Here is a 22,699-nt window from a genome sequence, read left to right as displayed (position 1 = left end):
CCAGGTTGCCCAAAATCCAAGGTTGAGCGTTCGCGACTCAACTTTGGATTGACTTTGGCTGCTGCCTGGGTAAGGTTGAGTGCAGATCGCTCAATGACTGGGCGAGCACCGATCTCGGCAGGTCCCATCCCCGGGCAGCAGTTCGATCACCGGGCCGTACCCGGCGACGGAGCCAGCAAGTTTCCAAGAAAAGAAGGAAGCAATACATGTCACGTGCAGTAGGTATTGACCTCGGAACAACCAACTCCGTCGTCTCCGTTCTCGAAGGTGGCGAGCCCACCGTTATTGCCAACGCCGAGGGTGGCCGCACCACGCCGTCGGTTGTTGCCTTCTCCAAGACCGGCGAAGTGCTGGTCGGTGAGATCGCCAAGCGCCAGGCCGTCAACAACATTGACCGCACCATCGCCTCCGTCAAGCGCCATATGGGCACCGACTGGTCCGTCGCTATCGACGACAAGAAGTACACCGCGCAGGAAATCTCCGCACGCATCCTGATGAAGCTCAAGAACGACGCCGAGTCCTACCTGGGTGAGAAGGTCACGGATGCCGTGATCACCGTCCCCGCGTACTTCAACGACGCCGAGCGCCAGGCCACCAAGGAAGCCGGCGAAATTGCCGGCCTGAAGGTGCTGCGCATCGTCAACGAGCCCACCGCGGCCGCACTGGCCTACGGCCTGGACAAGGGCAAGGAAGACGAACTCATCCTCGTCTTCGACCTCGGCGGCGGAACCTTCGACGTCTCCCTCCTCGAGGTGGGCAAGGACGAAGACAACTTCTCCACCATCCAGGTCCGCTCCACCGCCGGCGACAACCGCCTCGGCGGCGACGACTGGGACCAGCGCGTTGTCGACTTCCTGCTGAACCAGCTCAAGGTCAAAGGCATCGACCTGTCCAAGGACAAGATCGCCCTGCAGCGCCTGCGTGAAGCAGCTGAGCAGGCCAAGAAGGAACTCTCCTCCTCCACCAGCACCAACGTCTCGCTCCAGTACCTCTCCGTCACTCCCGACGGCCCGGTTCACCTGGACGAGCAGCTGACCCGTGCGAAGTTCCAGGAACTCACCAAGGACCTGCTGGAGCGCACCAAGAAGCCGTTCCACGATGTCATCAAGGAAGCCGGCATCAAGCTCTCCGAGATCGACCACATCGTGCTCGTCGGCGGGTCCACCCGGATGCCGGCCGTCTATGACCTGGTCAAGGAGCTCGCCGGCGGCAAGGAGCCGAACAAGGGCGTCAACCCGGACGAGGTGGTCGCTGTCGGCGCCGCCCTACAGGCCGGTGTCCTGAAGGGCGAACGCAAGGACGTCCTGCTGATTGACGTCACTCCGCTGTCCCTCGGCATCGAAACCAAGGGCGGCATCATGACGCACCTGATCGAGCGCAACACGGCCATCCCCACCAAGCGGAGCGAGACCTTCACCACGGCGGATGACAACCAGCCCTCCGTGTCGATCCAGGTCTTCCAGGGCGAGCGCGAGTTCACCCGCGACAATAAGCCGCTGGGCACTTTCGAGCTGACCGGTATCGCCCCGGCTCCGCGCGGCGTCCCGCAGGTCGAGGTCACCTTCGATATCGACGCTAACGGCATCGTGCATGTCTCCGCGAAGGACAAGGGCACCGGCAAGGAGCAGTCCATGACCATCACGGGCGGGTCCAGCCTCTCCAAGGAAGACATCGACCGCATGGTCAAGGACGCCGAGGAGCACGCAGCAGAGGATAAGGCCCGCCGCGAGGCAGCCGACACCCGTAACACTGCCGAGCAGCTCGCCTACTCCGTGGACAAGCTGATCGCCGACAACTCCGACAAGCTGCCGGACGAGGTCAAGACCGAGGTCCAGGCCGACGTCGACGCCCTCAAAGCCGCACTTGAAGGCACCGATGACGCAGCCGTGAAGACCGCGTTTGAGAAGCTGCAGGCTTCGCAGACCAAGCTCGGCGAGGCCATCTACGCCCGGCCCGGTTCCCCCGACGGTGCCGCCGGCGCCCAGGGTGCTCCGGCCGGGGAGCAGGCGGCCGGGGCCGACGAGGATATCGTCGACGCCGAGATTGTTGACGAAGACGAGAAGAAGTAGTCATGCCGCATCACGGTAACGAAGAAGAGCACGGTTCTTCCGAGGACCGGCGGGACGCTGAACAGCGGGCAAACGAGCCGCAGAAGCCAATCATCCACGACAACCGCAAGGTTGATCCGGAGACCGGCAAGGCCCGCCACCCGGACCAGGAAAGCCACCCGGACCAGGAAAGTGCCGACTCCGGGGACGCCCTGTCCCAGGTGGAGGACATCCTCAACAGTGCTGAGGTGCCGGCCGCGGAGTCGGTGGCCCAGGGTGCGGACCAGGCCGAGGCGGAGGAGCTCAAGAACGATCTCCGCCGCCTGCAGGCCGAGTACGTCAACTACCGCAAGCGGGTTGAACGCGACCGTGCCGTGGCGGGGGAGATGGCCGTCATCGGCGTCCTGAACTCCCTGCTCCCGGTCCTGGACGACGTCGACGCCGCCCGCCAGCACGGTGACCTATCGGACGGCCCGTTCGCTGCGATCGCGGCCAAGCTGGAGAATGCGGTGAAGACGTACGGCCTCGTGCGCATCGATGAGACCGGTGTGGAGTTCGATCCCACGATCCACGAGGCTCTCATCCAGCAGCCCGGCGCGGACGTCGAGATCGACACCGTCAGCCAGGTTTTGCGATCGGGTTACAAGTCCGGTGACCGCGTGCTCCGCGCAGCACAGGTCATTGTGGCCGTCCCGGCCTAGCAGCACCTCATCGAGGTGACAGTTCGCGCCCATGTTTCGAACAAACATGGGCGTGAACTGTCACCTCGGCACACAGATTTGAAAGGAAACGCCATTGGCTAGCCAGGACTGGGTGGACAAGGACTTTTACAAGATCCTTGGCGTCGCCAAGGACGCTTCCGGAGCCGACATCAAGAAGGCCTACCGGAAGCTCGCGCGGCAGCACCACCCGGACACCAACGCGGGGGATGCCGCTTCGGAGCGGAAGTTCAAGGACATCTCCGAGGCCTATTCCGTGCTTTCCGATGCCGATGAGCGCCAGCAGTACGACGCCGTCCGGGCCATGGGCGGCGGCGCCCGTTTCGCCCCCGGCGGAAGCGGCGGCGCGGGTGGCGGCGCCGGCTTCGAGGACCTCTTCGGCGGCCTCTTCACCGGCAACGCTGGCCGCCAACCAAGCGGGTTCAGCACCTCCGGCGGGATTCCGCCCGAGTTCGCCGATTTGTTCGGCGGCGCCGGGGCCGGCGGTGGATTCGGCGGCGGCCAGTCGTTCCAGCGCGCTCCGCAGAAGGGTGCGGACCGCACCGCGTCCACCAGCATCTCCTTCGCAGGCTCCATCCGCGGAACCACCATCGGCCTGCGTGAACCGGACGGCGAAGTCATCGACGTGCGCGTCCCGGCCGGCATCAAGGACGGCCAGAAGGTCCGTGTCCGCGGCAAAGGCCAGTTCGGCCCGGCAGGCAACGGGGACCTTATGGTCACGGTCTCGGTGAAGCCGCACGATTTCTACGTCCGCGACGGCGACAACCTGCGCATCCACGTTCCGGTCACCTTCCCGGAGGCCGCCCTGGGTGCCGATATCGAGGTCCCGACCATCGACGGCGACAAGGTCAGGGTCCGAGTTCCGGCCGGCACACCGTCGGGCCGCACGCTCCGGGTCAAGGGCCGCGGCATCAAGCACGCCAAGGCCACCGGCGACCTACTGGTGACCATCGACGTCGCCGTCCCGCGGAAGCTGGGCAAGGAAGCTGAGGAAGCCGTCAAAGCCTTCGCCGCCGCCACCGCCGGCGAGGACGTCCGCGCCGAACTGGCAGCCAGGGCACGGCTCTAGGAACGGGCTATCGCCATGGTCATCGAATTCGACTTCGACCAGCCGATCTTTGTCATCTCCGTCGCCGCGCAACTGGCGGATATGCACCCCCAGACGCTGCGGCAGTACGACCGGCTGGGCATTGTCTCGCCCAGCCGTGCGCCGGGAAAGTCCCGGCGGTATTCGCAGCGGGATGTAAACATGCTCCGCGAGGTGCAGCGGCTCTCCCATGAGGGCGTCTCGCTCGAAGGGATCAAGCGGATCCTCCAGCTCGAAAACCAGGTGACGGCCCTGCAGGGCCGGGTCATTGAACTGACCGAGGAACTGCAGCGCCGGCCGCGGGCCGTGGGCGCCCGCATTTTCGCTGCCGGAACGGCGGGCGACGTCGTCAGCCTGGCCCGTGGAAAGCGCCCCCGGGCCCGCTCCCAGGCCCTTGTGGTGTGGAGGCCGCGCGGGACGGGCTTTGAACTCCCGCAGGGCTGACCGTTCCCTTCGACCTTTCCCCGGGCCCGGTCCCCGTGGTGGCTGCAGGCGGTTGCGGTCTTCCCGGTGCCCCGGTCCCGCCGCCGCTATTGGGGCCTACGCCGTGTTCGCGACGCCGGCCTAGCCCTCCATCCTGATCATGGCGGCGACCTCAGACCTGCAACGCGGGGTCACTTCGAGCCCATCCCGAGGGGCTTTACCGGCGCTAAGTGACCCCGCGTTGGTGTCCTCTGCCGTGGCTAACGGGAACTGTCGAACGGGAACTGTCGAGCGTCAAACCCTGGAGGTAGCGGTTTTCAAGACACTTGTAACCCGCGTCATACCTGCCGTAGAGTTTCGGATTACGAGAGTTTTCAATTATCGAACACGTCGTTCTATTATCGAACACAAATACGGCAACAGGCCGCCACACAGCGAAGTGAGGAAAGCCCGTGCAGTTCCACCACCACGGTTACGTATCCGGTGACCCGCGAGTCCAGCCGGCCGCCGGCGTCGGCATCGATCGGCCCGCGCAACTTCCTGACGAGGTCGACGTGCTCGTCGTGGGCACCGGGCCCGCAGGCATGCTCACGGCCGCACAGCTGTCCCAGTTCCCGGGCATCACCACGCGGATCGTGGAGCGACGCAGCGGTAGGCTCGCCATCGGCCAGGCCGACGGCATCCAGGCCCGGAGTGTCGAGACATTCCAGGCCTTCGGCTTCGCCGAGAGGATCATCGCTGAGGCTTACCGCATCACCGAAATGGCCTTCTGGAAGCCGGACCCCGCGGACCCTTCCCGCATCGTCCGTGCCGCCCGGGCTGTCGACGACGCGACCGGCGTCAGCGAATTTCCGCACCTGATCGTCAACCAGGCCCGCGTGCTGGATTATTTCGGCGAGTTCATGGCTAACTCGCCCACCCGCATGTCGCCGGACTACGGCCTGGAGTTCAGCAGCCTCGAGGTCGCCGACGAGGGGGAGTACCCCGTCACCGTCACACTCCTCCAAACGGCCGGCCCAGACGAGGGCCAGGAGCGCGTTGTTCATGCCAAGTACGTCGTCGGCGCGGACGGCGCGCGGAGCAAGGTGCGGGAATCGATCGGCTGCACGCTCGCCGGCGACAAGGCCAACCACGCCTGGGGCGTCATGGACGTCCTCGCCGTCACCGACTTCCCGGACATCCGCACGAAGTGCGCCATCCAGTCCGGCGCGGGCGGCAGTATTCTCCTGATTCCCCGCGAGGGCGGCCACCTCTTCCGCATGTACGTCGACCTTGGCGAGGTCCCGCAGGACGACGCCGGCGCCGTGCGCAGCACAACGGTCGGGCAGATCATCGCCAAGGCGAACAACATCCTCCACCCCTACACGCTCGAGGTGCGCGACGTGGCCTGGCACAGCGTGTACGAGGTTGGACACCGCCTCACTGACCGGTTCGACGACGTCCTCCCGGACCAGCGCGGCATCCGCACGCCGCGCATATTCATCACCGGCGACGCCTGCCACACGCACAGCGCCAAGGCGGGCCAGGGAATGAACGTCTCCATGCAGGACGGCTTCAACCTGGCCTGGAAGCTGGGACACGTGCTTGAGGGCCGCAGCCCGGAGAGCCTGCTGTCAACGTATTCGGCCGAGCGCCAGGTCATCGCGAAGAACCTCATCGACTTCGACAAGGAGTGGTCGACGCTCATGGCGAAGAAGCCCGAGGAGTTCGCAAGTCCCTCCGAACTCGAGGACTTTTACGTGAGCACCGCCGAGTTCCCCGCCGGCTTCATGACCCAGTACGCCCCGTCCATGCTCATCGCTGCGCCTGTCCACCAGGAGCTCGCCGCCGGCTTCACCATCGGCAAGCGGTTCAAGTCCGCGCCCGTTGTGCGGGTCTGCGATGCAAACCCTGTGCAGCTCGGCCATCAGGCCGCGGCGGACGGCCGCTGGCGCATCTACGTCTTCGCCGACGGGGCAGCGCCACAACAACTGGCGGCGGCACCGTCGCCGGCCGCGGACCTGGCCGAGTGGATCGCCAGCTCGCCGGAATCCCCGCTCGCCGCCGCCCCCGAACGGGCCGACCGAGACGCGTGGTTCGACATTAAGGTCATCTACCAGCAGGACCATACGAGTATCGACATCGGAGCCGTCCCGGCCGCGTTCAAGCCCCAAGTTGGCCCGTTCCGGCTCACCTGTCTTGAGAAGGTCTACGCCACCGATGCGGCGGCGGACATCTTTGAACTACGCGGCCTCGACCGCGGAGGCGTTGTGGTGGTGGTGCGACCGGACCAGTACGTGGCTAACGTTCTGCCGCTGACGGCGACGGCAGAGCTCGGCGCGTTCTTCGCGCCCCTCCTGCGGGCAGGCAGCCGCGCCCCCGAATTCCAGGATCACGCGGGCTAGGCGCCGGCGCGGGCATCCTGCCGCTGGACTGGTGACGCGTCAGGCAGGTTTCCCGCGGCCGGGGCGAACTCCCTCCGGCCTCCCTCGTCGCACGATGCCCCCGACAGGCCTAGCCGTTGATGACCTGCGGCACGCCGAGGGCTTTGAGTCCCTCGACGCCGAATTCCAGGCCATAGCCGGATTGCTTGGCACCGCCGAAGGGGATCCGTGGGTCCACGGCGCCGTGCTTGTTAATCCACACGGTGCCGGCCTGGATCCGGGCCGCAACCTTGCGGGCCGCGGCCTGATCGGAGGACCAGACCGAGGCGCCGAGTCCGACGTCGAGGGCGTTGGCCATGCTAACTGCCTCGTCCACCGTGCTGTAGCGGATGATGGGCAGGGCGGGACCGAACTGTTCCTCGGCCACGAGAGGATTGTCGTTGGCGATGTCGGCAACCAGGGTGGCAGGGTAGAAGTAGCCGGGCCGGTCCGTGTCCGGGTTCCCACCGAGGAGAATCCTGGCCCCGGAGTCGCGGGCGGCTTCAACCAGCCGGGCCACGATGTCGAACTGCTGCCTGTTCTGCAGCGGGCCCAGGACATTGGCTTCGTCGAGGCCGTTGCCCATGGGCATGGCGGCGGCGACCGCGGTGAGTTCTTCGCAGACGGCGTCGTAGATGTCGCTATGGACGTAGAGGCGCTTGAGGGCGGCGCAGGTCTGGCCGGTGTTGATGAACGCGCCCCAGAACAAGCCCTCGGCGATCGACTTCGGATCAGCGTCGGGCAGCACGATACCGGCGTCGTTGCCGCCCAGTTCCAGAGTGAGGCGTTTGACAGTGTCCGCGGAGGACTTGATGATCGCTTTGCCCGTGGCGGTGGAGCCGGTGAACATGACCTTGCCGATCGCAGGGTGTCCGGCCAGGGCCTCGCCGACCTCGCGGCCGCCCGCGACCACGGACAGGAGGCCCTCGGGGAGTTCCTGGTTCAGGACATGGACAAGGCCCAGGACACTCAGCGGCGTGAATTCCGAGGGTTTGACTACCACGGCGTTGCCCATCCGCAGGGCGGGGGCGATCTGCCAGACGGTGATCATCATGGGCCAGTTCCAGGGCCCGATCGCCCCGACGACGCCGATGGGCCGGTAGTGCAGCTCGGCGCGGATCTCGCCGTCGTCCACCACGGTTTCCGGGGCCAGGGGCGTGGCGGCGGCCGCGCGGAGCCAGGCGGCGCAGGCGCCTACCTCAAAGCGGGCGTTTGGCCCGTTGAGCGGCTTGCCCTGTTCGCGGGAGAGAAGGCGGGCTAGCTCCTCAGTGGAGCGTTCGACGGCGTCGGCGGCCTTGAGCAGTGCGGCGCTGCGGGCGTCGTGCCCCAGCGCGGCCCAGGCCGGCTGCGCAGCCGCTGCGGCGGCGATGGCCTGTTCGAGGTCCTGGACGGTGTGGACGGGCGCTTCGCCGACCGCTTGACCGGTGGCGGGGTCGAGGATGGTCCGGATCTGGCCGGTAGCCGGGGTAATCGCAGCCAGAAGGGCGTCGTAGGTTTCCATGGTTGTACTCCACATCGAGTAGTTGAGGCACTGGGCTATTGAAGCACTGGTGGTCATTGAAGCACTGCGTAGTTGAAGCACTGCGCGCGGTACAGGATGGTCCTAGAGCGGCCGTACTGTCATGTCCGAGTGTCCCCCGGTGAGGGACGCGCAGTCTTGTCTTTGCGCGAACTGAAGTTGACCCATTGCGAAGGATCGCGACGGCCTTGGATGCCGTTGCGCTGAGGAACAACAACCGATCGCTGATCGACAAAAAAGTGACCGGTGTCACCTGCCATGCTGGATTGCACGGTGCAAACCACCTCGATTTCTCAGACCGCTATTTCCCAGGCTCATGACTGTTAAGAAGGATCCGATGAGTATTTCAAATTCCGAGTCCCGGACCGCGGAAGCAAGTTCCCGCACGGAGCACTCCACGGCGCTGCGCGCCGGCAGCGTGGGCGTTATGGGCATCCTCTTCTTTGTTTTGTCTGCCCAGGCGCCGTTGACCGGAATCGTCGGGGCGTCCCCCCTGGCCGCAGCCCTCGGCAACGGTCCCGGAGCGCCCGGGGCTTACCTCGTGGTGGGCATTGTTATTGTGATCTTCGCCGTCGGGTTTGTTGCAATGAGCCGCAAGATCCAGGCCCATGGCGCCTTCTACGCCTACGTTACGGCCGCCTTTGGGCGCAAAACCGGAGCGGGAGCCGCGTGGCTCGCGCTCCTCGCGTACAGCACGGTCCAGGCCGCGATGTATGGGCTGTACGGCGCGGCGTTCTCGGGGCTCCTCGGATCCGCCGGCATCGCGGTTCCCTGGTGGCTGCTGGCCGTGGTCACCATGGCGGGCGTGCAGGTGCTGGGATCTCTCAACATCCAACTCGGGGCGCGGGTCCTGGCGTTGCTCGTGGGCCTTGAGGTCGCCATCCTGCTCATGTTCGGGTTCACCGTGCTGTTGCGGGGCGGCGGACCGGAAGGAATCAGCCTGGCGGCGTCCTTTTCTCCCGCGGCGATCGCCGCCGGTGCCCCGGGCGTAGCCATCATGTTCGCTGTCGCCTCCATGTTCGGTTTCGAATCTACGGCCATCTACTCGGCCGAGGCCAAGGACGCCCAACGCACGGTAGCCCGTGCCACGTACCTTTCGGTGGGGGTCATCTCGGTGTTCTTCTCCTTCATTTCGTGGATGCTGGTCAGCTACTACGGCCCCTCTCGCGTCATTGATGCCGCGGGCGCAGCCCTCGAATCGGGAGATTCCACCTCCTTCGTATTGACGCCGATGGTGGAGCTGTTCGGGCCCTGGGCAGGAATAGCCACGGGCGTCCTGCTCGTGACGTCCCTGCTGGCCGGCATCATCGCCTTCCACAACGGCATCAACCGTTACCTCCATTCGCTGGCCCTGCGCGGGTCCATGCCCGGTGCCGTGGCCCGCACTAACCGGCACAGGGCCCCCGCCGCCGCCGCGCGGATCCAAACACTGATCGCACTCCTGCTCGTGGCGCCGTTTGCCTTGCTGTCCCTTGATCCTATCCTGACCCTTTTCTCCTGGTTCAGCGGACTGGCCGTGGCGGCGCTCCTGGTCTTGTATATCCTGTGCTCCCTTGCCGTCGTCGCGTATTTCCGGCGCGAAAAGGTGGCCGGCCAGGTCTGGCAGACCAGGGTGGCACCGATATTTGCCACGTTGCTGCTCGGCTGGGTTCTGTTCCTCGTGGTCAGCAACTTCACGGCATTGATCGGCGGCAGTGCCGAAACGGCCGTGGGCCTGCTGATCGCTGTGCCCATATTGTTTGCGGCCGGCGTGCTGGTGGAAGTCGGCGTGGAACGCAGGGCAGAGCGGGCAGGAGTCCCCGTCTAGCAGCGGGCCCTGAGGGTAGAAGGGTGCGGTGCCGGGTAAATCCGGCACCGCCTTTTCTAACACTTCAGCTCGCGGGGTTAACAAAGGGCGCTGACAGCACCTGCTGTCACCGCGGGAACGGGCCGTTCTAGGCGCCGCGCCGCCAGTCGCTGGGGGATCCGCCGAAGGCGTCACGGAAGGAGCGGCTGAAGTGGGCCGCATCCAGGAAACCCCAACGCCCGGCCACGGCTCCTACGGACATGCCGGCCAGGAGCGGATCCCGCAGTTCGCGGCGCGCCCCTTCCAGCCGCTGGGTCCGGATCCAGCTCGCCACGGTGGTCCCGGATTCATGGAAGACGTTGTGCAGGTGCCGCGTGGAGATGAAATGGGCCGCTGCGATGGAAGCGGGCGAGAGCAGCGGATCGGCCAGGTTGGCGTCGATGTACTCGCGGACGGATGTCGCCAGGAGGGCCTGGGGCCTCATCCGGTCCGGGGACATGTCCAGTTCCGAATGCAGCATCGTGGACACGAGATCGAGGGCATTCGTGGCAAGGCGGGACCCGCTGGGGCCGCTCAGCGCATCCAGGTTCTGCGCGAGGTGGGCGATGAACGGCCCGACGATCGCGGCAAGGCCTGTGTCAGCGGCCATCCGCACGGCGGAGAGTTGTGCAATGCAGTCCGGCGGTAGGGAAAGTGCGTCCCAGGGGAACATCACCACCATGAGCCGGGCGTCCGCCTCGAACGCAAGCGTGTAGGGGCGGCTGGTGTCGTAGATGGAGAGATCGCCCGGGCGCAGCAGAGCCTCGCGGTTGTCCTGGATGAGGAGCCCGGTGCCTTGCAGTTGGAGATTGAGCTTGAAATAGCGCTCGTTGGACTGCGCAATCAGGGCCGGCGTGCGGTGGACCTCATGGCTCGTGGAGGAGACTTCGACGACCGCCATGCGGTCCAGCCGGCGGGCCCGCATGCGGCCGCGGAAGTTCTCGGCATTTCCGCTCGAGGCGGCCAGGGGAACGAAGGACTCCGCGACGAGGTGCCGCCAGTGGTCGAAGGATGTTGCCGTGCTGGTGCGGACGTCCTGTCCGGCAGGACTGAGGGATAGGCGGGCTGCAACTGCGGTCATAGAAGATCCTGACGCCGTCGTACTTCGGGGATTGTGTCGTGGGACACAGTCCTTTCAGGGTAGCGTCGCAGCCCGTCGATGTCATCTTTTTTCGACAACCGGCGAAAAAAGATTATCCTCGGGTCCTAGCAGCCGAGCAGGGTCAGGAATCCCTCCAGCTGCTCGTTCAACCCTAGCTCCACCTGGCCTCCCGGGGCGAGCGCCGCCGCGATCTGGGCGCCGAGGAGAAGGTTGAGCAGCTGCCCGGCCAGGGCGGCGTCGTCGACGGCGGTGGTGACGGTGCCGGCGTCCCGCGCCTCGGCAAGATACTGCCGCATCGCCGCAAGCCACTGCTGCATCGATTCCCGATGGATCCGGGCCTTTCCGGGATCGTTGATGGCCTTCTGCCAGAACGGAATGACGATCCGGGCCTCATTGATCCGCTCCTCATCCAGGGGCAGTACCTCGAGGCAAAATGCCCGCAGGGCCTCGAGCCCGGCCTGACCGGCGGTGACCTCCGCGATGCGCTCGTTGGTGCGGTTGAAGACGTGCCCGAAGGCGAAGGTCAGCAGGTCATCCTTCGTGGGGAAGTACGGCTTGAGGGCCCCGTTCGCAAAGCCGGCCTCGAGGGCAATTTCCCGCATGGTGGCACTTTCGATCCCGAGCCGGGCGATGATCCGCCACGTGGCGTCGACGAGTTCGAGCCGCCGCTGGTGGTGGTCGACAATCTTTGGCACCGGGCAGCTCCCCAAAATAATTTGCGTCGGACTCTTGTGGCACATCTTACGTTTCCGTATTCTCTACAACTATAGAAAATAAAGTTCTGGCCCGCCAGGGTCCCCGAGCAAAGGTCGCCATTATGCCCGCACAAACTGACACCCGCACCTCGTTTAGTCCGTACAGTCCATACCGCCTGGCCACAGACGCCGAAATCACAGCAGTCCAAGGCATCCTGCGCGCCGCGGGCCTGCTGGGCGAGACCAAACGCATCGCGTACCTGGGATTGGTGGATCCCGCCAGGAACGCGCCGGAGGGACGCGAGGACCGCCGGTTCCGCGTCTTCGTCCACGATGTGTCCGGAGGGCGCCCGGCCGACGTGACCGTCTCGGTTTCCACCGGCACAGTGGTTTCCGACGTCGAGCTGGACACGGCCGTGACCGGTGAGCTCCCCGTCCTGGAGGAGGAGTTCGAGGTCGTCGAACAGCTTCTGGCCACGGACGAGCGGTGGCTCAAGGCGCTGGCGGAACGCAACCTGGACGTGAGCAAGGTGCGGGTGGCGCCCCTGTCGGCCGGTGTCTTCGAGTACCCGGAGGAAAAGGGCCGCCGGATCCTGCGTGGCCTGGCCTTCGTGCAGGATTTCCCCGCGGACAGCGCCTGGGCGCACCCCGTGGACGGTCTCGTGGCGTACGTCGACGTCGTCAGTAAGGAAGTCACGCAGGTTCTGGATACCGGCACCGTCCCGATTCCCGCCGAGCACGGCAACTACACCGACCCCGAGCTGACCGGGCCGCTACGGACCACGCAGAAGCCCATCACCATCACCCAGCCTGACGGGCCCAGCTTCACGGTCACCGGCGGAAACCACATTGAATGGGAAAAGTGGAGCGTCGATGTCGGCTTCGATGTCCGCGAAGGGGTGGTGCTGCACAATCTTGCCTTTCAGGACGGCGGCCGTCTGCGGCCCATCATCAACCGCGCCTCCATCGCCGAGATGGTGGTCCCGTACGGGGATCCGTCGCCGATCCGGTCCTGGCAGAACTACTTCGACACCGGCGAATACCTCGTGGGCCAGTACGCCAATTCGCTGGAACTGGGCTGCGACTGCCTCGGCGAGATCACCTACCTCAGCCCCGTGATCAGCGACGCCTTCGGCAATCCCCGGGAGATCCGCAACGGCATCTGCATGCACGAGGAGGACTGGGGAATCCTGGCCAAGCACAGCGACCTCTGGACAGGCATCAACTACACCCGCCGCAACCGTCGCCTCGTGATCTCTTTCTTCACTACCATCGGCAACTACGACTACGGCTTCTACTGGTACCTCTACCTCGACGGCACCATCGAGTTCGAGGCCAAGGCCACCGGCGTCGTCTTCACCTCCGCCTACCCGGAGGGCGGCTCGGCCAACATCTCCCAGCTCGCCCCGGGCCTGGGCGCCCCGTTCCATCAGCACCTGTTCAGCGCGCGCCTGGACATGGCGATCGACGGCCTCACCAACCGGGTCGAGGAAGAAGACGTGGTCCGGCAGGCGATGGGCGAAGGCAACGAACGCGGCAACGCGTTCTCCCGGAAGCGCACGCTCATTGCCCGCGAATCCGAGGGCGCCCGCGAGGCCGATTCCCGCAGCGGCCGGACCTGGGTCATTTCCAACCCGCGGTCACGCAACCGCCTCGGCGAACCCGTGGCCTACAAGCTCCACGCCGAGGGGCACCCCACCCTGCTGGCGGACCCGGAGTCCTCCATCGCCTTGCGCGCCGCCTTTGCCACGAAGGACCTGTGGGTGACCCGGTTCGCCGAAGACGAGATGTACCCCACGGGCGACTTCGTGAACCAGCACGCCGGGGGAGCGGGCCTGCCGCGGTATGTGGCGCAGGACCGGGACCTGGACGGCCAGGACATCGTGCTGTGGCACACCTTTGGCCTGACCCACTTCCCGCGGCCCGAGGATTGGCCCATCATGCCGGTGGATACAGCCGGCTTCAAGCTACGGCCGGAGGGCTTCTTTGACCGCAGCCCCGTGCTGGATGTGCCCGCGAGTGCACAGCCGGCCGGCGGCCACTGCCACAGCTGATCCGACGCCGTGAGTGTCGCAGCCAGCGTGGGACGCCGGGCCGGCATGGTCCCGCATTCCCGGATCTGTGCCACCGTGACGGCGGCGTCGAGCCTCGCGCACCTGTGGCTTGTCGCTGGCAACCAGCACGGGACATGGCTGAACCTGCTCATGCTGGCCATGGTTGCGGTGTGTCTGCCGTGCGCCGTGCATATCTGGCGCCACGGACGGGCCAGCGCCCTTCGCCAGGTCATGGCCTCGGCTCTGGCGATGACCGGGGTGCATGCGCTCTTACTCCTCGGCGCCGGGGCTTCGGGCCATGTCCATCAGGGTGCCTCTCCCGCAGCAGCCGGAGCGGCGCCCTCAGGTGCCGGGGCGCTACTGGCGGTCATCGCGCTGGAAATGACGACGGCGCTGCTCGCCGCGACGCTTCTGGCCCGGCTCCGGACGCAGGCCAACGGCTGAAACAGGCCAGTCGGTGACTCAGTCGTTGAAGAGCCCGGCCAGATCCTCTGCCGTGAGCGCGCCGCCGGACAGGGCATCGCCTTCCATAACGTCGGCGAACAGCTTTGACTTCCGGGCCTTGAGCGCCATGACCTTCTCCTCAATGGTGTCCTTGGCGACCAGCCGGTAGACCATCACATTCCGGGCCTGGCCGATCCGGTGCGTCCGGTCCACGGCCTGAGCCTCCGAGGCCGGGTTCCACCACGGGTCCAGCAGGAACACGTAGTCCGCTTCCGTGAGGTTCAGCCCGAAGCCGCCGGCCTTGAGGCTGATGAGGAACACCGGCGCCGCGCCGTTCTTGAACTCGTTGACGACGTCGGTGCGGTTGCGGGTGCTGCCGTCAAGATAGCAGAACTCAATTTTTTCCTCGACGAGCCGTTCCCGGACCTTACCCAGGAAACCGGTGAACTGGCTGAAGATCAGCGCCCGGTGCCCTTCCGCGACGAGGTCTTCCAGTTGCTCGAACAGCACATCAAGCTTGCTGGACCGCACACCGGACAGCGACGGGTCGATCAGCGAGGGGTCCAGGCTGAGCTGCCGCAGCAGTGTCAGTGACTGGAAGATCGTAAACCGGTTCTTGTTGACGTCGTCGATCAGGCCCAGGATCTTCTGTCGCTCCCGCTGCAGGTGCGTCTGGTAGACCTTCTGATGCCGCGGATTCAGGACCACCTCCAGGATCTGCTCCTGCTTCGGCGGCAGATCGTGGATGACCTGCTCCTTGGTCCGGCGCAGCATGAGCGGACGGACCCGGCGCCGCAGCTTGTCCAGCTGCGCCTTGTCCCCGTTCTTCTCCACCGGCTTCTGGTAGTACTCGGCGAACCGCTTGGGGCTGGAGAACAGTCCGGGCGCCACGATCGAGGTGAGCGCCCAGAACTCCATCAGGTTGTTCTCCAGCGGGGTGCCGGTGACGGCCAGTTTGAAGGCCGCAGGAAGCTTGCGCGCGCACTGGTAGGCCTTGGACTGGTGGTTTTTGACGAACTGGGCCTCATCCAGGACCAGGCCGGCCCATTCCTTCGCCGCATAGGCGTCGTAGTCGATCCGGAACAAGGCGTAGGACGTGATGATGATGTCAGCGCCCGCCATTGCTTCGGCCGGATTCGAGCCGCTCTTGGCGAAGGTCTCGCCGATGGCGCAGACAGTCAGCCCGGGGGCGAACCGTGCCGTTTCTGCCTCCCAGTTGCCAACGACACTGGTGGGTGCCACCACCAGGAAAGGCGCCGCGCCAGGCGCGGCCCCGGCCCCGTCGGCAGCATAAGTGGCGGCAGCGTCGCCGTCGGGAGCCGCTGCCGGCTTTCCTGCCGCTTCCTTGGCGGCGCAGATCAGCGCCAGCGCCTGGACGGTCTTGCCCAGACCCATGTCATCGGCCAGGACCCCGCCGAGACCGTGACGGTAGAGGAAACTGAGCCAGTTGAAGCCTTCAAGCTGGTACGGGCGCAGATCGGCGTTGAGCGTCGAGGGCAGCGGCAGCCCCTTCACTCCGCCCTCCAACAGCCCGCCGACGGCCTCGCGCCAGGCTGCGGCCTGCTCATCCACAATGCCGAGCTGCGCGAGCTCGTCCCAGAGACCGGCCTGGAATCGGCTGATCTGCAGCGGGGCGTCCTTGTTGTCCTGCAGCGAGCGGGCTTCATCAATCAGGGCCCGCAGCTGGTGCAGCTCGGGCAGGTCGAGGGAGAAGTAGGCGCCGCTGGGCAGCAGCATGCGGGTCTGCCCGGCCGCGAGGGCGGAGAACAATGCGGCAAAGGATACAGGCTGGCCTTCGAGGGTGATCACGATGCCAAGATCGAACCAGTCGCGGCTGTCCGTCGCCTTCGTCGAAATCGCTACCACGGGCGCCTCGTCGGCCTCCCGGTAGTCGGCGATCTCGCCGGCGGTATCCACGGCGACCCCGGCAATCTCCCGGAGCGCAGGGAGCAGCTCCTCGGTGAAAGCCAGGGTGTCCAGGCCGCTGAGTTCAGCCGAGGCTGCCAACCGCGGTGTTCCCCAGCCGCCGGTGGCCGACTCGCCCAAGGCCGGCACAACGTCCCACGGCTGCCCGAGAGCCTCCAGGATGTGCGCCTCCGCCGGGTCGTCCCGGTAGCCATGGTCACCCGGATGGCGCCAGAGGGGCTGGGCCGTGACCAGCGTCCCGGTCTTGTAGTGCCATTCCCAATGCAGCCGGACCCGGTGATCCGCGCCGTAGTTGGCGAGCAGGGACAGGGTGGGGACAGCCAGCTGGGGCAGCTCCACTGACTCGTCGGATGCCGTGACCCGGGCGGACTGCTTGAGCTTGGGGTAGAAGCCGGTCAGGAAGCGGCTCTCGTCCCGGGCCGGGATATGCAGCGTGGTCCCGGCGGTGACGAAGGTCAGCAGTTCCTCACTCAGCCCGTTTTCCAGCGGAGCGAGCGTGATGATGGAGTCCGACGGCGCGGCGCCGGGCAGCGCGTCCGCCCCGGAGGTCAGGAAGATCCCATGGGCGGGGCGGCCGATGGTTCCCACAGACGCCGGATCGACGACGACCCCCTCCACTGTGATGGTCGGGGCGAGCGACAGGCCGCTGTTTCTGTCCGCGGCCGCGGCCGCGGCCGCCAGAGCCGTCGAACCGGAGTTTTCAACGGGGACGCCTTCAACGGAGACGCCTTCCCCGGGAACCCCGTCCCCGGGAAACGCTGCGGTGCCGAAGCGGGCCAGATTGAGCCCAACAGCGGCGGGTTCCTCCACGATTCTCACCGGCGCCGCACCGCGGCTATGGACCAGCTCGACGCCGATCTTCTGCGCATGGGCCAGCAGGCTCCAGAGGTTCTTCCCGGCATAGGTATTCAGTCCCAGCCACGGCGCGTTTCCGGTGTGCTGGCGGTTCGCCAGGACCGTGTGCGAGGCGAGGAACTCCTGCATCCACTCAACGTGTGCCTCGTTGCACTCACGCCGGTAGTTCAGATAGCTCAGGGTGTTCCAGGAAACGTCGCCGCGGATCCATTTGCCTTTGGCGCCCATGATCACGGGCCGGGCCTTGAGCTGGCGGACGCTGCGGAGCGGGTCCCGCCGGCCGGTGTAGGAGAAGTGCGGGGCCGGTTCCTCGACCTCGAGCTGCAGGGCCAGCGGGATGCCGTTGGTGGACTGGGTGATTCCGGGCCGGGCGATCAGTGGGCTGAGGGCCTGCTCCCAGTCGGGAACGTCCGTCGGCTCGGCCCGCCGTGCGAGCCGGGTGGCATCTGCGGGGGCCAGTAACTGGAAGCGGGTGGCGGGGTTATCTTCGGCCGCGAACAGCAGCGCGGCAACATGTTTGCAGTCTTTCCGGACCGGACAGCTGCAGACTCCCACGGTGCAGCTCCAGCCTCCTGCCTTGCGGACCAGCTTGGCGGTGGTCGAATAGGGCACGTCGGAACCGCCGCGAACCTTGCCGAGCAGCAGGCCTGTGGCGGCGTCGAAGGAGATTCCGGAAACGCGGCTCCCCATGGCGTACGCCAGTCCGGCCGCGAGGGAACGGTCATTGATCGCGGGTGTCTGTATTGCCAGTGCCGCACTCTCGTCCGGATGGGATGGCATTGTGCGCACTACTTTCAGCAGTTGGTCATCTGGTCCATCTTAGCGAGCCTGGAAGGGCCCCTCGAACTTCGCCGGCTGAGCCGGTGCCGCCCCGGACGGACAGACCGGACGCCGGTGCCGCCCCGGACGGACAGACCGGACGGACAGGATGGCAGGAACCCCCAAACTTCGTCCGACGTTCAGCTCCGGCTCAGCCGCGGGCCGGCCGGAGCAACATATCTTGGAGGGGTCCGGAGTGCCACCAGCCTTCAGCAGTGAGGATTTCCCATGAGCAACGGCCTTTCCACCACCGTTTCCAGCGCCACACCCGCCCCGGTCCTGACCAGGGAAGGCGTCGGCGGCAGCGACGCTGACGCGGTCGACGCGAACGTAGACGTGGTCAACGCCATGTACGCGGAACTGCTCGACACGGACGAAATCGCCCCGAACGCATTGCGCGCCTACTACGTAGATTTCTACCTGACCCAGTCGCTGGGCGGCGGGTTCGCCCAGTACGTGTTCACCGCACCGGAACGCGAGGACATTGATGCCTGCATCCGCGAAGGGCTCGAAGCGATGGGAGCGGTGGCGCATCTGGACCTCTTCAACCGCACCGTGGCGGCCTTCGGCGCACTCTCCGAGGAGGAAGCCGACGCCTATCTTGATGGCGATGCCGACGCTGAGGATGACGTCACGGACGGCGGCCGCCCGGACGCCGTGCACCTCCTGGAAGAGCTCGACCGCGAGTTCGAGTCGCTGCTGGAGACCGAGGACATCATCCGCCTCAACGCGGTCTGGCTCCGGGGCCAGGTGGACCTCCTGGTCCTGGACGACGAGGAACTTGATCGTCACATCGCCGAGCGCGTCTTGCGGATCCCTAACCTGGCGGAACGCCAGGCCGGGGCCGCGGAGGACGACCTGCTGGATGCCCCGGAGTTTGAGCTCATCATCCGTGAACTCTGCGACGTGGCGGGTCACACATTGGTGAAAATCACCATGGGTGACCCCAACTACCCCCACGACGGAAACCCCGTCCTGGCCTGGCATTTCACCACGGACCAGGGCGAGTACCTCATGGTCGAAGACGACGATGAGGCGTTCATGATCCACCCGGACACCCAGGAAATTGTGGCCGCCGTCGAATTTGCGGAGGACGACGCCTAACCGGGGTCCGTCCGTCGTCGGCTAGGAACCGGCTGCCGTGGTGATCATTTCACCGGAGGGTGCCACGACGTACCAGACGCTGTTGACGCCCTGCCCCAGGACATCCCCGGCGGCCTTGTCCTTGGCGAAGTAGTAGATGGGCATACCGTTGATGGTCACCTGCTTCTTGCCGTCCGGGGTGGCGATGGTGCCCACCTTGCCGGTGACGCCGTCGACCGTGGGTGCGGCAGAGGTGGTGACGACCGGCGGCCAGGCGGTGAGGCACCCGCCGGTGCAGGCGCTGGTCCCCGAATCCTTCGTGTCCTTCGTGAAGTAATAGACGCTCATGCCTTTGCCGTCGACCACGATCTGGCCAAGCTTGGACGAAGCCACCTTGAGCGCTGCGGCCGCAGCCGCCGGCGTGGACGCCGGCGCCGAACTGGCCGCGCTGGGGGACGTCGTCGCGGGCGTCGACGTCGTTGAAGTGCCGCTGCCTCCGGCACAGCCGGAAAGTAGTGCGGCGACGGCGAAAGCGGACAGGCCGATGCTGAGGTGCTTCTTCATGTGATGCTCCTTGACTCGTGCCGGCCAACTCAGAGTCCGGCCCTAACCCTTACGACGCCGCCGGGTGAACAATGGTTCAGGGCGGGGCAATGAACTTTTCCGCTGCCCCGTGCGTCGTAGGGGGCAGCAGAGGGCAGAGCGGAACGTCGGAGCAGGGGAGGTAAGGGCATGTCGCTGGACGAAGACGTCGTTGCCTCGATCTACCGCGAGCACGGGACCGCGCTTAGGCGATTCGTCCTGGGGGCCTCCCGCGATCCGCAACTGGCCGACGACGTCGTGCAGGAGACTGTGCTGCGCGTCTGGCAACAGGCACCGCAGATCACGGGGAGCCTGCGCAGCTACCTGTTCAGGACAGCCCGCAACATCATGATCGACAATTACCGCAAGGCCCAGCGGCGGCCGCAGGAAGTCGCGGAACGCGACGGGGCCGATCCCGTCGACGGGGCCGAACGGGTGGACGAACTCCTCAACAGGGTCCTGATGGAGGAGGCGCTGCTACGGCTCAGCGCCGGGCACCGGGACGTTCTGGTCGCGCTCCACTACCGCCGCTACACGGTCCAGGAGGCGTCGGCCCAGTTGAACATTCCCAGCGGAACAGTAAAGTCCCGGGCGTTCTACGCCGTGCGGGCGCTCCGGACGATCCTGGACGAGATGGGGGTGCAGCGGTGAACCCGACGGAACTCCACCAGCTGCTCGGGGCCTATCTGCTCGGCGGGCTGGCACCGGCCGAGGCCGCTCACTTCGAGCAGCATCTGGGCTCATGTCCGGACTGCCGGCTGGAGCTCGATGAACTGGCCAGCCTCCCGGCTCTGCTGGACGCGATTCCGGTGCCCGACGCCGTCGCCCTGGGCACCGCCGCCGCTGCGGCGGGCCGCGAGCCGGCGCCTCCGGGTCCCGAGGCGGTGCCGGTGCCGCGGCGGCTCCTCGATCAGCTGTCCGCCCGGCGCCGGAACGTACGACGCCGGTGGTCGGCGGCCGTGGCTGCCGCGGCTGCCGCCTGCCTCGCCGTCGGGGTCCTGGCCGGACCGGTGCTCAACCAGCCGGCCAAACCGGACGCCAGTTACTCCGTCCAGGCCAGCGACGGTCCACAGTTCACGGTGGGGCTGGTCAAGAAGACATGGGGAACCGAGCTCGCGGTCGACGGCCGTAGCCTGCCGGCGGACGGAACGTTCTCGCTCTGGGTGAAGGACCGCGACGGCGGCGAGGACCGCGCCTGCGCGTGGACGGCGACCCCCAGCGGCAAGGTCAAGATCACCGGGGCCACCCCCGTGCAGCTCACCAGCATCGCCGGCGTCGAGGTGCGGAACGCGCAGCAGCAGACCGTGGCCGTGATCGCCGTACCGGGGGCTTAGCGGGATTGTCCTGCGGCGAATTCGTCGTAAAGGCTCCCGGTATCGGGTGTCAGGACGATGATGCTCCCGAGTGACAAATCCGAGCGCGTCGTAGAACGGGAGAACATCGTCGAGGCGTTGGCAGGTCAGAATCGGGATAGCTGCGCAATGATTGCGTGGGTCAACGATCCTCTTGCGGGTCGCGGAGCATCTGCTCGTGGTCGCGGCCGCCTTAGAAGATACCTACGATTGCCACTGTCTCATTCATGATGGCCGGGGGTGTCAAATGGATTGTGTATCTAGCTCCTCATCGGCGCCCGACTCACCGTTCTGGAGCCGGCCGAGCACCGCACCGCATTCACGGACCTCGCAACGGACATCACCCGCATCGCCAACGACAACCCCGCCGGCGAAAAGGTCACATGACAGATCAAGGCAGGAATCGTTCGTGCGCTGAAGCTGACCCGTGTCACATGGGAACCTTGAGCGGGCGGCCAGAAACCGTTGTCGGTCGCCCGGAAGACGTCGCGTGGAATAGATCAGAATAGCGACGCTGCATAACTATGGATGAGTAACTAAGCATTGGTATGGTTGGATCATGTCAATGTTTGAGCAGGACGCAGCCTGGCCACCGCTCGACTTTGAAGAGCGGCTCTGGCGCAACGTTCAAGACGTATATGGCTCACGCACACAGAAGCGTCGGGCCGCCGGACCGTATCTGGCTGCTGTGCCCCCATTCATTTCCGGCCTGGCGATCCACATCGATGGCGAACTGCACGCTCTGACCGAAGAAGCCGCCAGCGAGCTTGCCCGCTTCGACGCCGAAGTCGGACACATTGCAGCACCGTTCGCATCCGTTCTCTTGCGCACCGAAAGTGCCTCCAGCTCAGAGATTGAGAATCTAACCAGCGGTGCGCGACAGATCGCCTTGGCGGAGCTCGGTGAGCACGCCTCGAGGAATGCGCAGCTGATCGTGGGCAACGTCAGAGCCATGCAAGCTGCTCTCGCCCTGTCCGAATCCATTGATGGCCACGCCATCCTGGAAATGCACCGCGCGCTGCTCGAGCAGAGCAATCCCGACATCGCCGGCCATTGGCGCGATCAGCAGGTTTGGATCGGCGGAGGGGGCCTCGGGCCCCACACAGCACAGTTCGTCCCGCCCCATCACGAGCGCGTCACCGTACTCATGGACGATCTCGTCGCTTTCGCCAATCGCATCGACCTACCTGTTCTTGTTCAGACCGCGATCGCCCATGCCCAATTCGAAACGATTCATCCATTCCCCGATGGCAATGGCAGAGTCGGTCGCGCACTCATCCAGGCGATGTTGCGCGGGGGGCAGCTGACTCGTAATGTCGCCGTTCCGGTCTCCGCGGGTTTGCTCCACGACACTAGCCGTTATTTCGATGCCCTCGGCGCTTACCGGTCGGGGAACATCACCCCGATAGTCCGCTCCATCGCCGAGGCATCGTTCGCGGCGGTACACAACGGTCGCATCCTCGTCGAGGACCTCGAAACCGTCCGGCTTGAGTGGCGCGACCGCATTACGGCAAGACGAGACTCCGCGGCCCACCGGCTCGTGGATGTCCTCCTTCGCCAGCCAGCTATTGACAGCGCCGCCGCCGCAACTCAACTTGGTATCTCGGCCGTCAACGCCCAGGTCGCTATCAACCGCCTTGTTGATGCCGACATCCTGATCCAAATCTCGACCGGAAGGCGCAACCGGATTTGGCTGGCGAAGGATGTCGTACGAGTTCTTGACGAGTTCGGCGCTCGGGCCAAGAGACGCCGATAGGGGAACCT

Annotated in this window: 17 protein-coding genes; 12 read left to right on the top strand and 5 right to left on the bottom strand. The window is 65.9% G+C overall.

Going from position 1 to position 22,699, the window contains the following annotated elements:
* Window positions 1-206 precede the first annotated feature (206 nt).
* From dnaK to RCH07_RS05025, 5 genes are all read left to right on the top strand, one after another.
* Window positions 207-2,069: a molecular chaperone DnaK gene (gene dnaK, locus RCH07_RS05045; protein ID WP_326966377.1), complete on the top strand. Its 1,863-nt coding sequence runs from the start codon at window positions 207-209 to the stop codon at window positions 2,067-2,069.
* Window positions 2,070-2,071: 2 nt separating this feature from the next.
* On the top strand, window positions 2,072-2,749 hold the full coding sequence (locus RCH07_RS05040; RefSeq protein ID WP_326966376.1) for a nucleotide exchange factor GrpE: 678 nt from the start codon (window positions 2,072-2,074) through the stop codon (window positions 2,747-2,749).
* A 94-nt stretch (window positions 2,750-2,843) separates the two neighbouring features.
* Window positions 2,844-3,836 (top strand): DnaJ C-terminal domain-containing protein, encoded by a 993-nt coding sequence (locus RCH07_RS05035; RefSeq protein ID WP_326966375.1) that lies wholly within the window; start codon window positions 2,844-2,846, stop codon window positions 3,834-3,836.
* Between the two features lie 15 nt (window positions 3,837-3,851).
* Entirely contained in the window at window positions 3,852-4,298 is a 447-nt protein-coding gene (locus RCH07_RS05030; protein ID WP_442784773.1) for a heat shock protein transcriptional repressor HspR, read from the top strand.
* Between the two features lie 431 nt (window positions 4,299-4,729).
* The gene (locus RCH07_RS05025; RefSeq protein WP_326966374.1) at window positions 4,730-6,661 is read left to right on the top strand and encodes an FAD-binding monooxygenase; all 1,932 of its coding nucleotides are present in this window, start codon (window positions 4,730-4,732) and stop codon (window positions 6,659-6,661) included.
* 109 nt (window positions 6,662-6,770) lie between these two features.
* Here RCH07_RS05025 and RCH07_RS05020 read toward each other — a convergent pair whose 3' ends face one another.
* The gene (locus RCH07_RS05020; RefSeq protein ID WP_326966389.1) at window positions 6,771-8,180 is read right to left on the bottom strand and encodes an aldehyde dehydrogenase family protein; all 1,410 of its coding nucleotides are present in this window, start codon (window positions 8,178-8,180) and stop codon (window positions 6,771-6,773) included.
* A 355-nt stretch (window positions 8,181-8,535) separates the two neighbouring features.
* On the opposite strand from RCH07_RS05020, the gene RCH07_RS05015 reads away from it, so the two are divergent.
* On the top strand, window positions 8,536-10,005 hold the full coding sequence (locus tag RCH07_RS05015) for an APC family permease (RefSeq protein ID WP_326966373.1): 1,470 nt from the start codon (window positions 8,536-8,538) through the stop codon (window positions 10,003-10,005).
* A gap of 127 nt (window positions 10,006-10,132) precedes the next feature.
* Here the strand turns inward: RCH07_RS05015 and RCH07_RS05010 are convergent, their stop codons facing one another.
* Complete coding sequence (locus tag RCH07_RS05010; RefSeq protein WP_326966372.1) at window positions 10,133-11,104, bottom strand: helix-turn-helix domain-containing protein; 972 nt, start codon at window positions 11,102-11,104, stop codon at window positions 10,133-10,135.
* Between the two features lie 125 nt (window positions 11,105-11,229).
* Window positions 11,230-11,820 (bottom strand): TetR/AcrR family transcriptional regulator, encoded by a 591-nt coding sequence (locus RCH07_RS05005; RefSeq protein WP_326966371.1) that lies wholly within the window; start codon window positions 11,818-11,820, stop codon window positions 11,230-11,232.
* Between the two features lie 122 nt (window positions 11,821-11,942).
* On the opposite strand from RCH07_RS05005, the gene RCH07_RS05000 reads away from it, so the two are divergent.
* On the top strand, window positions 11,943-13,874 hold the full coding sequence (locus tag RCH07_RS05000) for a primary-amine oxidase (protein ID WP_326966370.1): 1,932 nt from the start codon (window positions 11,943-11,945) through the stop codon (window positions 13,872-13,874).
* Between the two features lie 9 nt (window positions 13,875-13,883).
* Window positions 13,884-14,318: a hypothetical protein gene (locus tag RCH07_RS04995; RefSeq protein ID WP_326966369.1), complete on the top strand. Its 435-nt coding sequence runs from the start codon at window positions 13,884-13,886 to the stop codon at window positions 14,316-14,318.
* Window positions 14,319-14,336: 18 nt separating this feature from the next.
* Here RCH07_RS04995 and RCH07_RS04990 read toward each other — a convergent pair whose 3' ends face one another.
* Window positions 14,337-17,879, bottom strand: coding sequence for a DEAD/DEAH box helicase (locus RCH07_RS04990; RefSeq protein ID WP_326966368.1), 3,543 nt, complete (start codon window positions 17,877-17,879; stop codon window positions 14,337-14,339).
* A gap of 267 nt (window positions 17,880-18,146) precedes the next feature.
* Here RCH07_RS04990 and RCH07_RS04985 point away from each other — a divergent pair, with 267 nt between their 5' ends.
* The gene (locus RCH07_RS04985; RefSeq protein WP_326966367.1) at window positions 18,147-19,022 is read left to right on the top strand and encodes a DMP19 family protein; all 876 of its coding nucleotides are present in this window, start codon (window positions 18,147-18,149) and stop codon (window positions 19,020-19,022) included.
* Window positions 19,023-19,043: 21 nt separating this feature from the next.
* On the opposite strand, the gene RCH07_RS04980 is transcribed toward RCH07_RS04985, so the two are convergent.
* Window positions 19,044-19,565, bottom strand: coding sequence for a COG4315 family predicted lipoprotein (locus RCH07_RS04980; RefSeq protein WP_326966366.1), 522 nt, complete (start codon window positions 19,563-19,565; stop codon window positions 19,044-19,046).
* A 168-nt stretch (window positions 19,566-19,733) separates the two neighbouring features.
* Between RCH07_RS04980 and RCH07_RS04975 the strand changes: the two genes are divergently transcribed.
* The 3 genes from RCH07_RS04975 (at window position 19,734) to RCH07_RS04965 (ending at window position 22,691) form a co-directional block, all read left to right on the top strand.
* Window positions 19,734-20,234, top strand: coding sequence for a sigma-70 family RNA polymerase sigma factor (locus RCH07_RS04975; protein ID WP_326966365.1), 501 nt, complete (start codon window positions 19,734-19,736; stop codon window positions 20,232-20,234).
* A complete protein-coding gene (locus RCH07_RS04970) occupies window positions 20,231-20,917 on the top strand; it encodes an anti-sigma factor family protein (protein ID WP_326966364.1) in 687 nt (228 codons plus the stop codon). The genes RCH07_RS04975 and RCH07_RS04970 overlap by 4 nt, the downstream gene beginning before the upstream one ends.
* A 583-nt stretch (window positions 20,918-21,500) precedes the next feature.
* Window positions 21,501-22,691: a Fic family protein gene (locus RCH07_RS04965; RefSeq protein WP_326966363.1), complete on the top strand. Its 1,191-nt coding sequence runs from the start codon at window positions 21,501-21,503 to the stop codon at window positions 22,689-22,691.
* Window positions 22,692-22,699 lie beyond the last annotated feature (8 nt).

This window comes from Arthrobacter sp. CG_A4 (assembly GCF_035985125.1).
GTDB lineage: Bacteria > Actinomycetota > Actinomycetes > Actinomycetales > Micrococcaceae > Arthrobacter.
The sequence above is the reverse complement of the archived record's forward strand: the minus strand, read 5'-3'. Positions and strand labels throughout refer to the sequence as shown.